Below are 15986 nucleotides of genomic sequence, written 5' to 3'. Positions count from 1 at the left end.
ATTAGTCTTGTGCTTTAGAAATTTTGCAGATCATGCTCTTGTAAGGTGCACCGAATCCAAGCTTCCCGATTTCTTTGTGCGGAATCATGGTGTTGATATTGGATTTCCATACACCGAACAAGTTTGGCTCTTCCCCGTCTTCTTCCGGGAACCACCAGCCATGAGCACACATCACTTGGTCAGGAGAGACAATGGGAGTCACATTCGCTTTCAACTTGGCGGAGCCGAACATATTTTCAACTTTAACCCAGTCGCCTGCTTTAATACCGTATTTGGCAGCGGTTTTAGGATGGATTTCCACCAACGGATCGGGAGTGATTTCACGCAGCGAGGGAATCTGGCGGTGTTCCGAATGGAATGAAGTATATTTCCTGGCTCCGGTGGTCAAAATCAGGGGATAATCTTTGGCATACTCGCTCTTTGGACCGTAACGAGGCTCTTGATAATACGGTAGCGGATCATCCCCAAAGGCTTCGTACATGCTGCAACGAAGTTCGACCTTACCTGAAGTTGTTTCAAAACCTGGTTGACCGTCACGACGGAGCAGACCCTTTTCATGCTTCTTATAGACAGGTGGGGCCTGAATTAAGACCTTCTCTTTAAGATCTTTGTATCTAAAAGGCTCTCCATGCATGGTCTGCATTTCAAAAAACTCTTCGAAAGGCATTGGGAATGCTGCCGGATTCATGACACGACCGAGTCCATAAATGATCTCCAAGTCGGATCTTGCTTCACCGACCGTAAGCGCTTTGTTGGTTGATCCTGTATAGAATGTATTCATGCCGGAGTGGGTACGGATTACACCGTCATGCTCCGCAAAGGTGGAGACAGGTAGGAAGACATCACCGATGGCCATGATAGTCGGTGTCATGAAGGTATCTGCCGCTGCGACAAATTCCAGTTCCTTCAATTTTTTATACCACCTGTTGGGCTGAGCCGTGTTCGTAGGCGAGATTAAATTGGTGCCTTGGATCCAGCCCATCTTAATGGCATAGGGTTTGCCGGTTTCCAGCGTATCCAAACATAAGTCAGGATGAGCATGATTGATTGTCGCGGCCAAAGCAGGATATTCATTAAGCCCGATACGTTTTTCGTAAAGACCCGCCGGCAGGTCTGCAGCGCTTACTTCCGTAACATCTTTAGCACCCTGGGCGTCCTGAAGTCCGCCGACAGCAAAACCAATGGTGGTCCCTCCCGGGATGTCAAGATTACCGGTAATCGCCGCTATTGACAGCACCGCCTGTCCCACCTGAACACCATTAGGATTCTGGTCAATGGCGAGGCCCCAGCTAATAGCGTTGGGTTTTTTCGTACCAAGAATGCGCGCGACCTCAATGATTTGTTCTGCAGGGACTCCTGTGATTTCCGCAACCTTTGACGGAGGATATTGTTGGACGCGTTCTTTAAGTTCTTCGAAGCCATGGCACCATTTATCAATAAACTCATGGTCAACAAGGTCTTCGTTGATGATAACGTTCAGGAGAGCCAACGCCAGAGCCGCGTCAGTACCGGGACGCAGGCGAAGCACATGTGCTGCTCTCGTACCCAGCCATGTCGTCCTGGGATCGATCATGATAACCTTCGTTCCACGCTTCATCATTTCAATGAGGGCGTGTCCCCAGAGTCCATCGGGATTTGAAGGCAGTGGATCCTTGCCCCAGAGCATAACATATTTCGGCAATACGTACTGAGGATCATCATACCGCCCCGGTAAATTGGCTGCATAGTCCATTTCCGGCACACCGGAACCCAGCACAAAGGCAGTAATGGCGATACGCGGTCCGTAACAGGACCAGCCGCTCTGCGCATAACAGTTATTCGGAGTCTGCAGAACAGCATTACAAAGGGTTGTATGGTAAATTGTAGCTTCTCGACCGGTGCCATCGAATAACATGATTGCTTCGTTGCCATATTCTTTCTGGATCCGGTGTGTTTCCTTGGCGATGATATCATACGCTTCATCCCAGGTAGTACGTACCCATTTGTTTTTGCCGCGGTCTTTCCTGTCACGTTTCATCGGATAAACAATCCTATCCGGATGATAGACGTATTCTTTCAAAGCTAAACAGCGAACACACAACCGTCCTTTCGTGATTGGATGTTCGGGATCGCCTTCTACCTTAACGAGTTTCCCGTCTTTGACATACAATCTGAGACCACAGCCAACGGAATGGCAACCCGGGGGGGACCATGCACAAGTCCTGGTTACCACCGTACCGTCAGCCAATGTTTGCTGCCATTTTGATTCCATTCTTATCCCTCCGATAAATTTTTTTATGCGAATAGAGACTGTGAGCAAGCACCTGGATCAGAGGCGTGACCCCAAGAAACTTCTCCAGCTCTATTCATTTAATTTTGGACTCCACGCGTATATAAGTGCATTATCCGTGCCACGAATTTCCTTAGAAAACAGTTCCTTGCAAGAACGCTTAAGTCTACACTTTAAGCGCTTGTAAAGACATGCTGCAGCGCTCTACCTTTTTCAAGGAGTGTATTTTTTAAACTTTTGTCCACTTTTCGATAAATATGCAAAAGGAGAAATGGGCTTCCACTATTAGCTTTCCTAAAAAAATGCCGCGAAAAATAACAACTTCAGAAACAATTCGGATGTTGGTAACAGCACTTCAATATGTTGGCATATTTTTTGCACTATATATTTGGTGGACTCCAAAGAAATTACACCGAATCGGGCATCCAATATTTCCATTTTCCGCTGACCATAGGTCTGCCGGATTGAGGCAGATGGAAATCACATTGCCCACCATAGTACCAAATATCTTAAATCATTGAGGAGGTGGTTATCTCTATGTGTTTTAGACCCCCCACTGCACAGAAGCCCGTCGATTGTCCGAAATGCGGGAAAACAAACTTACCTAACAGTAAGGTTTGTCGACATTGCGGTGCAGAGATCGCAGTGGAAAAAAAGACAGAATAATAAATTGATTAGGACAGAAATAGCGATGTTCAGAAGTAAACTTTTATGATTTAGGAGGTTTATGTATGTTAAAATCTGCTCTTTCTTCTATCCCAGGTTTATTCATAGGTTTTATAATGTGTGTAATAATTGCTAAATTTGTTGCGCCTTTTCCTACAACAGAAATTTCTAATCTCTTAAACAACGGCATTAATGGAGCCATAAGCGGGTTTATGGGAAGCTTTATGGTATCAGTCATTGCATGGCGCAAAACAAAAAAAGAAGCTAATGTGAATCTTAAGGCTTAATCCGAAGTAGCTGTCCTAAACATGTTTCTTGGGATAATCTTCAGATTGATGACCAAATAAAGGGCTGTTGCACAACGAACGCAAATAGTTTGTGCAGCAGTTTTTTTTGTCAATAATAGAACAACTGTAAGCCACGAAGAGCCCCAATTGCAGAATTCAGTAAATTCAATTCCAAGGCTTGATCAGTTAACTGAAATTTTCACATACATCAAAAAATACCCCTATTTGTATAGTATAATTATACCATTTGGATAAGGGTATTTCTTCTTTTGTCTACTGTCTGAGCAGTCTACCGCTAAGGTAGGCTTATTTGGCTAAAGTGATCCTCATATCCCTACCGGTCTTCTTTGGAGGGAATTGAACTTTCAAAAACTATAGCTTACGCATGAGCTTAACACCCAGCTGGTAATCCGTTTTCTGATTTGTAACCGGCCTTTTCCCATTGATCCATCCCACCTTCGAGAACTTTGACAAGATTGGGATCATATCCATTAGATATTAATATCTGCCAACCTTTTTCAGCGTCTTCATCATTAAAAAAAATAAAGATTACTTGTGTTTTTTTAGAAATTTCGTTAATTCTATTTTCTAAGGAGGCTAACGGAATATTTTGGGCAGACGGGACATGGGCCAGAGCATACACAGAATAATTTCTGGTATCAAATATCTGCCATTCTTTTTTTGCTTGAATGCCTTGATATAGTTCTCTGACCGTGATTTTTGAATTAGCTGGTATCGGTGCAAGAGGGCTATCCGGTTCAGAAATTTCATTTATTTGAGAATTGGACTGTTCAACCGTCTGAGATTGGGTCTTCGGAGGAGTTTGTTGAGTTATTAATGTATTTTCGCTGACATTATTTTTTGTACATCCTGTTAGAATCAAGAATAGGATAATTACCACAGTAAAAAACTGGACTGTGAATCTAGTTTTACTCATCAAGCTTTCGCTCCTTCCTCTTTCATTTGCGGTTGAGTTGATAAAGAATGCTCTCTTTTCTTAGATATAAAATAAAAAACCAAAGTCATTAATACAAAAATAACAATGATAAACCAATGATTAATATGGAAAAGATCTTCGAGAGTTTTTCTTCCATAAGATGCAATAGGGTAGATTTTGAGAAAGAATGGCTGATAAGCAATCCCGAACAAGACTGCACCTGTTAGGAAACCTAGGAAACCTGGGATTAGATAATCTAAATTTCCCTGCCCTACCCCGACTATCAATGTTCCCGGACAAGTGCCCGCAATGGCCATCCCTATTCCGAACAAAAGTCCACCTACAAGATTACCAACCACATAAGTATCCGGAACTGCTATAAGATTTAGAAAACCAATATCCTTCAAAAAATAAATACCTACAAGCCCAACTGAAATAGCACTCATCATAAATTTCATCATGGTATTATCTTTAAATCTGAACTGATTCACAATTTTATCATAATGACCTAACCCTGCTTTTTGGAGAGCGAAACCAAAGAAAAGACCAATCAAGATCGGAATTAATATCGTTGTCATCGATAATTCCTCCCGTAGAGAATTTTCGTCATCAAGATTCCGCTAGTGAACACCCCAACGATAAATATTAATCCCGCTGGAGACAACTGTATTGTCCCGGAAATACCTAAACCACTTGTGCAGCCTCCGGCAATCCCAGCAGCAAATTCAATAATTACTCCGCCTAGAAAAATAAGAATCCATCTTTTAACTTTACTTGGGCCAAATCTTTGTACCCATTCTTGATCTGGGATCATTCTAATTTTCAGATCCCGAGAGTAAAAACTAGCAATTAACGCGCCAAAAAACATACCTATAAATTGAACCATCTGGAAACTAACTTCGGGTGGCTTTACAAGCCTAAAATAAATAGAGTTTGCCCAACTCAAGTGAAAAGAAGAACCTAGAATGCTAGCCATGCTTTCAAAGCCGCCTGAAGCACCCAACGTTTTTTCTGCAATAGCATAACAAGCCACAGCCGTTACCCCTAGTAATCCACCTGCGATCCATGGCGACCATCTTTTTTTCTTTAAAGCATCAATCAGCAGCAACTCTCTCACCTCCTGCCTACTTTACTTTTACTGCTAATGTTGTTTGGAAGGGCCAGGCTAACACCTGACCCTCCATTTCCTAATTTATTTTGTATTCTCAATTAGGATAGGTGTACCCCTCTATAAATCCTTTTTTACCGGTAGAACAAGTATACCTAGAATATACAAGAAAGCCGCAATTCCTAACCCTCCAATAAATCCTCCCCACTCCACCAACGACGGTACGTAGGTGACCTGGAAATTTTCAAACGGCAATGCTTGCCCCGCCACCAGCAAATTCATCTTGGCTACAAATATCCCCGCAAAAGCCAAGATTGAGGCCGCTTTCACGTTATTGCCGCTCTTGTATTTTACCAGCAAAACGAAAGGCAATAGGATGCCCAGAAGGATCTGTCCCCAGAAAAACGGCGCTAAGTTTCCGCTCAGGAGAAGCTGAAAACTCGTTTTGGCTTCTGCATGCATTCCGAGAAGGCTTACAGCAGCAATTTCGACAAGGCTGACTGCCAAGGTTGCCAGTAATAAAACAGCTAATGTTTTCTCCAAACGGCCATCGCTTTCCTTTGTATCTCTTATAACCAAAGCAACCGCTGTCGCCGTTACAAACGCCTCGACCACAAACAACAAAGGCGTCAAAACACTGGTCCACATGGGGTTTCCGGTACTGACAGTCAAAATTAATCCTTCAACAATTAACAAAGCCAAGGCGACCAACGTTGTTAAACTAGCGAGAATTTTGCTTGGTTTGCTAAAGAGGCAAACAATGCCTAGAATCAAAGACAGACCCAGAGAGTAAAAATCCCATATAAACATAGACGAGAAATTGGGAGAAAAAAGCATGTTGAGGACACGCTCCGGCCTGCCAATATCCATCAGAATCGTAAAACCGGCAGCGATGAAACAAGCAATCGCAGCGATCAGCAACGAACGGCGCTGCATTTTAACGGCAGAAAGTATTCCGAAATCTCCCAAAGCTGAGAGAATCAGCAATCCGCCTCCGGTGCCGGCCAGCAGAAAGAAGGATGCAATGTAAACGCCCCATGCCATGCTCTTCCCTGCTGCTAAGACATCTAATCCTACAGTAAGCTGAATGATCCAGGCGGCTATGCCAATTAAAGCCAAAACACCAAAACCAATTATTTTTTTATTGCCCGGAGAATTTCTAAATTTTTCTATTGTTGTCACTTCATTCAGTGTATCCATATTTTTTCACCACCCCTTCTATCCTTTGATATAGTACACTCTTGGATTTGTACCGGCTTCAGGCAAAAGTGTATACGCTTTTCCGGAACTCACCAATTTTGCAGCTTCGCTATTCGGATCATCAAGATCCCCAAATATTCTGGCAACAGCCGTACAAGCCTGGACACAGGCCGGTTGCTTGCCCTCGGCCAATCTGCCTTGACAAAACTCACATTTTTCGACAGTGCCCTCCTGATGAAGCGGGTACATGGCCTTTTCAAAAGTCGAAAGCCCTTTTTCCGGATAATATCCTTTAGAAGTTGACGTAACAAAATGCCTGACATCATACGGGCAAGCCGCAATGCAGTACCTGCAGCCGATGCATTTGTCCGCATCAACCGCAACGATACCATCTGCCTGTTTTTGTGTTGCTCCTACCGGACATACTTTTTTACAGGGCGGATTATCACAATGGTTGCAAAGTACAGGAGAATAAACCGGCCGGGCATCCGGGTATTTCCCCTCCTGAGTCTTATACACCCTGCACCAGAATTCGCCAGGTCCGGTTCCATTTGTCTGTTTGCAGGCAACAGTGCAGGCATCGCAGCCGATACACCGAGTTAGGTCAATTATCATACCATATCTCATGGGTAATCATCCTCCTATGCCTTCGTTATTTTCATTCTAGGGCTGTTTTCAATACCCCCGGTTATAACCTCAATGCTCTCCCATGTTGAGGCAAGCAAGCGGTTATACGGAATATTTTTCTTTGACAACGGATTCATTGTCGAGACTAAACGCCCTATACCTGATGCAACGCCCATGCAATCGGGATGCAGCAACTCAGTGGTTTTAACGGGATAAGGCCCGATTTTCCCACCGAATTGACTTTCGACATAGACCATATCCCCGTCTTTTAATCCTTTTTTGTCCGCAGTTGCCGTATTCAGCAGAATTTTGCCGAAATCGGGGTTTTGTTCTGCTGTTTCGACAAGCCAGGGGTTGGTCCCAACGCCGCTGATATCAAACAGGAATTGGGGAATTTTCCAAACGACGCCGTAAAGATCATATTCTGCCGGCGCACTTTGCGTTGGCGTCGGCTTCCAAGCCGGCACACCCGTATAGTAAAACTTAATCTCTTCGTCACTGAAGCCCGGATGTTTAACTCCTGCTTTTTCCATGCCGGCCAGCAACTGTTCTCCCGCTCTCTTGTAATAAACATTGTAAAGCGGGTGACGTGTCGTTTTGCCAGGAAAAGCGGTGTAGTTGTAGACATCCTGCGGTTTCATCTCATCATAGACAAAACCTTTTGCGGCCAAAGCATCAAGCGTGATTTGCGGACCGTATTGCCCTTTCAAGTAACGCTCGACAACATCCGCCGCCTTGTGTTTCTTGCCCAGATCAAGCCAGAATTGGGGCGGAATGCCCAAAATAATGTTGGTCATAAAATTCAGTTTGTCCGGTCCCGGCCCATAGAGCATTCCCATCCGTTCCGCGATATCGGTGAACACTTCGTCCATAATCCGCACATTATTGACAGGTTTAATGATCTCTCTGTGCCCGATATGGATGTTGCCTAATCTTGCTGATCCCGGTCTGTACATTTGGAAGTAGAAAGCTGTCGGCATCTCCAGATAAGATGCTTCCGGCATGACCAGATCGGCGAAGGCTGTGTGTTCATCAACATGGTGAGCAATCGATACAACAAACGGTATCTTGGCTAAGGCTTCCCCGATCCGTTCCGGATTTCCGCCCTTCGTATAAAGGTTTGCGGCGAAACTAATGAACATTTCCGGGGTATAGTTAGCATAATAGGGTTTCGGGTCGAGAATCAAATCGATCATGCGGTAGGTGATGTCAAAACAATACGGCTGGAACTCTCTGGCCTCCAGTGCTTGCGGCGGCCATTGCCAAGGTGTGAATTTGCAATGGAAATTCTCCGGAATGACGACACCGTCTTCACCCGGCGTAAGCGCCTTCGGATCAGGGGCCACAATATTTCCTCCCGGCACGGCTACAGCACCGATCAACTGGTTAACGACCATGGACATCCAGAATGCATGGTGACCGTCACGATGACTGGTCAATCCGCGGCTGACGCAAATTACAGCCGGGCGAAGCGGCAAGGTAACCCCGTTGATGTTAACGGTACTGCCGATCTGGGCATTCTCGATAAGGTCCTTCGCAATTTCACGAATCTTAGCGGCCGGAATCGTCGTCAGTTCCTCAGCCCATTCCGGCGTGTATTTAACCATTCCCTGTTTCAGAAGTTCAAAAGCAGGCTGTACCTTAACACCATTGACTTCATAGGAACCTTCAAGCGCATAATCTCCAATGCTCGGATCATCAAAAGCCTTCGCGGCTTTGGCCACGGAATCCCAGACGAGCGGCTTGTTGGCGGCATTCTTCAGGTAATCCCCTTCAGGACTGATCAGGTACGGTCCGGTTGTACGGTTCTTTACAAACCAAACATCAAATGTGTTCAGTTCATGCAGGATGACATGGGCCAATGAAAGCATAAACGGAAAATCCGATGCCGGTCTAATCGGAACCCATTCCCCAAGCTTGGCCTCGGGTGAACAGCGCGGATCGACAACGACTAACCGTGTGCCACTTTTCACTTTATCAACAATATAATTTGCAGCTCCGTCTCCAGGCCCGATGTTTGGTGCTGTCGTATTCCCTACCGAGAGAATATATTTGGCATAGTCCCAATCAGGATACTGGGCAAAACCGCCTTGAACCAGCCCGTTGGTCAAGTGTACCGAACACATGGCCCCGGTAATCATCCCTTGGTTCGGGGTGCCGAAAACCGTCGGGAAAATGGCTCTCATTCCGGTTATTTGATTGGGGAAAGCCGGGAAACCCTGCATCCACCACAACTTGCGCGGATCACTTTTGCGAATAGCCGAAAGCTTTTCTACCATTGTGTTGATAGCTTCGTCCCAGCTGATTTCCACCCATCCCGGATCGACATCCAATCCTTTTTTAGGGTTGGTCCTCTTCATCGGTGATTTTACCCGATATGGATTATACACAAAAGCCGGACTTGACTGCCCTCTTACGCAGCATTTTCCCTTATTCCAGGGCCCCTCCGGGTTTCCTTCAACATGAACAAGTACCCCATCCTTGACTGTGTAAAGCAGACTGCATTTCGCAAGATGACATGAGTGGCAGAGACCAGGTTTTACTACGGTTTCGGACACGGCTGTTCCATCCGTTTGGGCAAAGATCTGCTTTGAAATCGGGAACAAGTTGCCTGATAATGCTAAAAACGCAACCGCTCCACCTGTTCCTTTTAAGAAACCCCTGCGTGTTATCTTGGATTTCTCAACATTTTTAAGCAAAATAAGTCACCTCCATCTTAGTGAAAAAATAAACAAAATGCCTTAATTTTTAATAATGATGTCGATTCTCTTTTGTTCATGGGCTAAGAAGCTGTGTAGCATAGATAGATGTCCCTTATAAAAATCAGTATCTGCCATGGATAGCGATTCTTCGATGAAACGGGGCATCCATCTTCCAGGATGTTCGATTAAAAAATGGTACTGCTTTGCAAGCAATTCTCTGGCCTTGTCTTCATTACCAGATTGCCAAGCTTCTATCTCCTGTACGGCAAGTTGACTCAGGTATTCCAGCTCAACCCCAATATAATCCGGCCTCTCCTTTGCTTCATCTGATACGATCATCCCGGACTTTCGATAGACTTCCGATAATTCCTGCAACACTGCTGCAGCATCGTGTGTATGTTCAGTCCACACGGCTTCGCAAGGAGGCGGAGGTCCATAGCCTGGTTTAATTCCCCTGTACAGTCTGGTCCTGTCCACTCCTAGAATATCCGAGAATTTAGATGCCTCTATTTGAGCAGTTGATCGAATATACTCCAGCATTAAAGAAGATCCTTCACTCAGCTCAGGCCACAAAACATTTTCGTTGGACAATTCTTCTAGGATGGAGATGAAGACCTCACTTCGGATTTTTTTCACAAACATGAAATCCGGCAATATCATGAAGTGAATGTTCATCAATTGACATAAATGAACGCGTGTTTGTGCAGCGGAAACAGGTATATCTGAAAAAATAGTACAACCTTTATCAGTATCCATGAATTGCCTCCTTTCGTTAGAAATTCTGATGTGTTTAATTTCTGCCGGACTCATTTTGTGAGATTTAAACTTAGCTGCAACTTGACTTTACCGGTATTTGGGATTGTAAGGGTACATAGAAATTTCTACATAAATGTATTCCCCTTAAATCAATAATAGACTGGTCTATATATTTATGTCAATGGAATTTTTCCCTTCCATTAAAGATTATTGCAATAAAAAGGGAGCTTATCCAGGATGCAATTTTCAAAACACCTGAACAAGCTCAGCAAGAAATTATAAATCATATTAAATTATATTTAAGATTCTTTGACGAGTATCCACTTTATCATTCAGAATAAGATCACTCCGTTTTATTAAAAGTTTGAACAAATATTCAACATTTGATTATACGCTGAATAAGAGAAAAGGGCCAAATAAAATTTTCGTTAACCATTCGGTCTTCAGGATTGAAGATTGTCCGAAATGCGAAAAAACAAATCTGTCGAACAGCAAGACCTGCCGATATTGTGGAGCAGAGATCATCGTATAGAAAAAGTCAGAAGAATAACATTGATCCGAAGGGCATAGACAAATCTGTTAAGTATAAATTGCACTGCCTAGGATAAACTAAATAAAAAATCAGAGCTAGGATACAATAACAAATGATTAAGGAACTGTTAACTAAGATACTTAGCAATTCACCCCAGATAACATTTAAGACACCTCAAAATGATTCTCAAGAAACAAAAAAATTAACTTCTGAAATTGATATAAATCTCAAAATATTGCAAGCGTTTTTCCATCTTTGTGAAGACATTGTAAGCAAGGAATTTTTACTTGATCTTCCAGTCCCAACAAGAGCTTTTATCATTTACGCCGCAAGTCTCTGCGATCCGGTTATGGTTAACGAATCAATACTTAAATCATTAATGCAGGAAAACTTTTTTCGGACACTTGAAATATCAACAACCAAAGCCAATCTGCCTGAAATCATTCTTCAAAGGCTGTTGCCTAATCACCAGACTCAACTCGTATCAGACATTCAACAATTAAGCAACTTTTTGCTTAGCGGTCACCTTATTTTAGTGATCGACGGTTATTCCACAGCGATTGCTACAGCAGTTCAAGGGTACGAACAAAGAGCCGTCAATGAACCCTCCACGGAACAGAGCATAAGGGGTCCAAGAGACAGTTTTGTTGAAAACCTGTCCACAAATGTTAGCTTATTGCGAAGACGGATCTCTTCCAACCGCCTGAAATATCAATCGATAACCCTTGGGAAACTTACTCAGACCAAAGTAGGAATCTGTTATATTCAAGGAATTGCGAATGATAAAATTGTCGAGGAAGTAAAGGTACGCCTTAACAGAATTGACATTGACAGTATTTTAGACAGCGGTTATATCGAAGAGTTAATCGCTGATGAATCCTTTACGCTTTTTCCACTTGTCCAAAATACTGAACGTCCAGACCGAACAGCGGCATCTTTGTGCGAAGGAAGAATCGCTATTATTGTGAATAATACCCCATCGGTATTAATCGTTCCTTGTACAATTGTTTCTCTTTTGCAGGCATCTGAAGATTATTATAATAACAATCTTTTCGCCACTTTAATCAGAATCGGCCGTTTTATTGCGATCAATATTGCATTATTAGCTCCTGCCATTACCATTGCTGTCTTTTCCAATAACGCCGAGCTGATTCCCTTGACCTTTCTCACCACAGTAGCCGGAGCACGTAGTGATTTGCCATTTCCCATTTCAATTGAAATTATCTTAATGGAGCTCACCTTTGAGTTGTTACGTGAGGCCGGTGTCCGATTACCGAAGACTGTAGGTCAGGCGATAAGTACCGTAGGCGGTCTGGTCATAGGTCAAGCCGCGGTTACCGCCGGCATTGTCAGCCCTATTACGGTTATTGTCGTCAGTATAACAGCAATCGCTTCTTTTGTTTTTCCGGATTATTCTATAGGTACCAGTATTAGAATTTTACGCTTCGTCCTAATCATTTTGTCCAGTATACTGGGCATATTCGGAATAGTCTCGGGTCTGATGGTTATTTTATATCATCTCTGTGGTCTGCGTTCCTTCGGCATACCTTATTTATCGCCGATTGCTCCCCTAAGCGTGTCTGATTTGAAAGATACTTTTTTCCGTGCCCCCTGGTGGGCTATGTCTGCCAGACCACGCCTTACCGGTGCAGAAGAGCCCATACGTCAAGCCTCCAAGCAAGGCCCTACTAAACCGGATAAGGGGTGAATGAGCCATAGATAAAGAAAGAATCTCCGGTACACAAACTGGCATGCTGCTGTTTACGCTGATTACTGCTACCTCTATTCTCTTCGTCCCAGGAATCATTGTGCAGAGGGCCGGACAATCAGCTTGGCTTGTTACCTCATTCTCTTGTCTGGCAGGCGTAATCTCGCTGCTGATTATTTTAAAATTAGGGCAGCGTTTTTCACGGACCACTTTATCTAAATACAGCGAAATTGTTCTTGGGAAAGTAATGGGTAAGGTTTTCTGCCTTGCCTATGTCCTGTTTTTTTTTACAACCAATACCCTTACAATTAGGGAATTTTCAGAGTTCCTGAGTTACAGTCTATCATTCGGAAGTTCACTACTGCTCCTTATCATTGTTATTGTAGCAGTAGCGGGGTTTGGAGCCTATAAAGGAATTGAGGTCATTGTCCGGGCCAACCAATTTGTGTTGCCCCTTTTTATTATCAGCTTCGTGTGTTTATTTGGCCTGGCGCTGTTCAAAGTAGACTACGAAAGAGTGCTGCCTCTTTTTGAAAAAGGAATCCAGCCCCTTTTACCGGATTCGGCGGTTGCTGCCTCCCTTTTTGGAGAGATCGTCGTACTTATCATGCTGCTGCCAATTGTAAACAAGCCTCAGGAGATCTGGAGCAAAAGTCTTTGGGCGATTCTGGCGTCTATGTGTTTTATAACCCTATGTACCCTAATTATTATTACGGTAGTCGGTCCAAATCTTTCCGGTCATTTGCTCTTTCCTTTTTGGAGTTTTGTTAAATCAATAGAATACGGGAACTATGTCCAACGGATTGAAGGTTTCATTTTCTTTTTTTGGCTAACCATCATCATGATTAAAACAACTTTGTTATACTATTTGACCTGTCTCATAACCGCACAAATTTTCGGTTTGAAGTCCTATTACCCCGTCGTCTGTTATTTAGCCCCGTTACAAGTAACAGCTGCAACTTTTGTGAGTAGTAGTACCATTCAGTTACAGGACATTTTTAGAAAGTACTGGCCGCCTTTCGCACTATTTTTTGAAATAGCACTACCTTTGTTCCTTCTCACTGTTGCGATAATAAGAAAAAAAAGAGGAAGTTAATTAAGATGAAACGTAAATTTACGCACGTTGCCCTATTGCTCCTCCTCTTGACGACTATTCTTATGTCGGGATGTAAAAAGGAAGTAGAGGAGCTTGCGGTCGTTACAATGTTTGCTGGAGACTATATCAATATAAATGGGGTTGACCAATATCAAATTTGGTCCAGAATGATGCGCCCAACCAGTATGGAAGACAACCAAAAAAAAGAGGGCGCTTCTTCCGACTATTTGATCAGCGCTTCAAGTACATCATTGAACGATTTAATAAGTAAACTAATGGTGCGATTGCCAAAGACGGCTTTTTATGGACATACTTATGTTTATGTTTTTGGAGCACGTAGTGCTCAGGAAAAAATCTTGCCTCAAATTGAAATTACAATGGGTAACCCTGATTCGCGTCCGGCTGTTTTTGTGTTGGCAACCAAAGGATTAGCTTCACAGATTATACAGTTGGAACCTTCAGGAACTACCACCCTCACCCAACAGGTTAAAAATCAGTCGGAGAAAATAGCAATCGACAAAGGCGTGGCCTGCGGCGTTACAATGAATGAATTTTCAGAATGGCTGCTCAGTCCCGATCGGGACGCGTTACTACCTGAGATAGAACCGATCTCTTCAATGGAAGGAGAAACTGTTCCTGATTCTGTCATTGTTCAGGGTTTTGGCGTTTTTCGTGAAGCTAAACTTGTGGGTTGGCTAGATAAAGAAGAGTCCTTGGGGTACCTGCTAATTTCCAGAAAACTTAAGAATGTTCATATTGTGGTTCCGTTTACAAAAGATAATAAATCTTTATCTTATTATATATCAGGCTCTAAAAATAAGATTAATTTTAAAATAATCGATGGTAAACCTTCCTTTAAGATCAAAATTCAAACGGTAGGATTCGTTGCTGAAACTGATGGATATGACATTACCCCAGATCAAATCAAACCACTAGAAAGAATCATTTCCGATAAAATCCGCGAATATCCGTTAAAATCAATTGCCTGCGCCAAAAAATATGATGCGGATTATTTTGGCCTTATGCAGAAAATACATCGTTACGCTCCTTCTTACTGGCAGGAAATTGCCCCGAACTGGAGGGGTATTTTCCAGCAAGCTGACGTAGAAGTAGAAATAGAGGCAAAAATAGCAGGCAGTGGAGCTGTATCAAAATCGTTTAGTCTGAAACCATGAAAATGTAATTAAAAATCATTAGGAGTGAACAACGGCTTCCCCAGAAGAAGCACTTGTTTCTGCATCATATCATTCAGCAAAAAAAGGAAGACAGGGTATCTTCACTGACACCCTGTCTTCCTCTTATCTGTATCGGCTATTCAGTTTAAGCTCATTATCGGTCTGTTCTTTAAAATCCATTGTTCGGCTGCGTAATTAAGGGGCAGGGTACGTATATTCTCCCAATCTAAATCTTCGACTTTCCGTTCGCGCAAATCAATTTCTTTAAAATATTGGCCGCAATCTAAACAGACAACAACCTCCACTCCAGGAAACTCGGCAGAATTGAGATACGTTTGTTGAAAAGAGTTTTCACTGCCGCAGTGTATGCAGCCCGATATTTTTATTGGCCTCTCGTTTCCGCAGACAAGACAATGTGTAAAGCGTTTTCCATTCAACGCATCCAATGTTGTTATAAGATTATCTTCACCACAAACCGGACATGGGCACATTGGCTGATCATCCACACTTGCAGAGATATGCAATTGCTGATATACCACTTGAGCTACCCCAGCTATTGCTAAGCTCAGACGGCTGAAAAGAGGTTCGTTTCCTTGAATACGGCCTGCGCTGAACTCATCTTGGAGAACGGCAAGTTTGGAGTGGTCTATCTTTTCTTCCGCAACAATGTTCAACCTGTCCCATAAATCAATGATGGCGTTTTCCGGCAGATCATTGATGGTGAATAATGGATACTGCCCGGATCTCGACGGTAATTTCAAATCCTTCAGGTTGTTTTCTTTTTGCCAGGCAGTGATCTCTGCTCTCATTTTTGAATAATTCTCTTTGACAGCAGACAAACTTGTTGCTTGTCCTCCATCGGTCTTTTCAGTACACAAGTACATCCCTCCCAAAGGTTAAGACAGTGTCAAAATGATTTCACC

General features: G+C 43.3%; 13 protein-coding genes. 4 read left to right on the top strand and 9 right to left on the bottom strand.

From position 1 onward, the window contains the following. Position 1: 1 nt before the first annotated feature. Positions 2–2251 carry a molybdopterin-dependent oxidoreductase gene (locus NC238_06880; protein MCM1565663.1) on the bottom strand — a complete coding sequence of 750 codons (2250 nt, stop codon included), beginning with the start codon at positions 2249–2251 and terminating at the stop codon, positions 2–4. Positions 2252–3000: 749 nt separating this feature from the next. On the opposite strand from NC238_06880, the gene NC238_06875 reads away from it, so the two are divergent. Beyond that, entirely contained in the window at positions 3001–3222 is a 222-nt protein-coding gene (locus tag NC238_06875; GenBank protein ID MCM1565662.1) for a hypothetical protein, read from the top strand. Positions 3223–3613: 391 nt separating this feature from the next. Here NC238_06875 and NC238_06870 read toward each other — a convergent pair whose 3' ends face one another. The 7 genes from NC238_06870 to NC238_06840 form a co-directional block, all read right to left on the bottom strand. Further along, on the bottom strand, positions 3614–4159 hold the full coding sequence (locus NC238_06870) for a rhodanese-like domain-containing protein (protein MCM1565661.1): 546 nt from the start codon (positions 4157–4159) through the stop codon (positions 3614–3616). Then, the gene (locus NC238_06865; protein MCM1565660.1) at positions 4159–4737 is read right to left on the bottom strand and encodes a YeeE/YedE family protein; all 579 of its coding nucleotides are present in this window, start codon (positions 4735–4737) and stop codon (positions 4159–4161) included. Before NC238_06865 ends, NC238_06870 begins: the two co-directional genes overlap by 1 nt. Then, on the bottom strand, positions 4734–5267 hold the full coding sequence (locus NC238_06860; protein MCM1565659.1) for a YeeE/YedE family protein: 534 nt from the start codon (positions 5265–5267) through the stop codon (positions 4734–4736). Before NC238_06860 ends, NC238_06865 begins: the two co-directional genes overlap by 4 nt. Positions 5268–5387: 120 nt before the next feature. Beyond that, positions 5388–6467, bottom strand: coding sequence for a polysulfide reductase NrfD (nrfD, locus tag NC238_06855; GenBank protein MCM1565658.1), 1080 nt, complete (start codon positions 6465–6467; stop codon positions 5388–5390). An 18-nt stretch (positions 6468–6485) separates the two neighbouring features. Further along, positions 6486–7094, bottom strand: a complete 609-nt coding sequence (locus tag NC238_06850) for a 4Fe-4S dicluster domain-containing protein (GenBank protein ID MCM1565657.1) — start codon at positions 7092–7094, stop codon at positions 6486–6488. Between the two features lie 14 nt (positions 7095–7108). After that, positions 7109–9793 (bottom strand): molybdopterin-dependent oxidoreductase, encoded by a 2685-nt coding sequence (locus NC238_06845; GenBank protein MCM1565656.1) that lies wholly within the window; start codon positions 9791–9793, stop codon positions 7109–7111. A gap of 42 nt (positions 9794–9835) precedes the next feature. Beyond that, positions 9836–10552, bottom strand: coding sequence for a molecular chaperone TorD family protein (locus NC238_06840; GenBank protein MCM1565655.1), 717 nt, complete (start codon positions 10550–10552; stop codon positions 9836–9838). 644 nt (positions 10553–11196) lie between these two features. Here NC238_06840 and NC238_06835 point away from each other — a divergent pair. Genes NC238_06835 through NC238_06825 form a run of 3 tightly spaced genes read left to right on the top strand, consistent with a single transcriptional unit; the run spans position 11197 to position 15063 of the window. Further along, positions 11197–12792, top strand: a complete 1596-nt coding sequence (locus NC238_06835; GenBank protein MCM1565654.1) for a spore germination protein — start codon at positions 11197–11199, stop codon at positions 12790–12792. Positions 12793–12835: 43 nt separating this feature from the next. After that, positions 12836–13888, top strand: a complete 1053-nt coding sequence (locus NC238_06830) for an endospore germination permease (protein ID MCM1565653.1) — start codon at positions 12836–12838, stop codon at positions 13886–13888. Between the two features lie 5 nt (positions 13889–13893). Continuing rightward, positions 13894–15063 (top strand): Ger(x)C family spore germination protein, encoded by a 1170-nt coding sequence (locus tag NC238_06825; GenBank protein MCM1565652.1) that lies wholly within the window; start codon positions 13894–13896, stop codon positions 15061–15063. Positions 15064–15203: 140 nt separating this feature from the next. Here the strand turns inward: NC238_06825 and fdhE are convergent, their stop codons facing one another. After that, complete coding sequence (gene fdhE / locus NC238_06820) at positions 15204–15947, bottom strand: formate dehydrogenase accessory protein FdhE (protein MCM1565651.1); 744 nt, start codon at positions 15945–15947, stop codon at positions 15204–15206. Positions 15948–15986: the final 39 nt, after the last annotated feature.

The organism is Dehalobacter sp. (assembly GCA_023667845.1).
Lineage (GTDB): Bacteria > Bacillota > Desulfitobacteriia > Desulfitobacteriales > Syntrophobotulaceae > Dehalobacter.
Note: the sequence above shows the minus strand (reverse complement) of the source record. Positions and strands in the feature narration are given on the sequence as shown.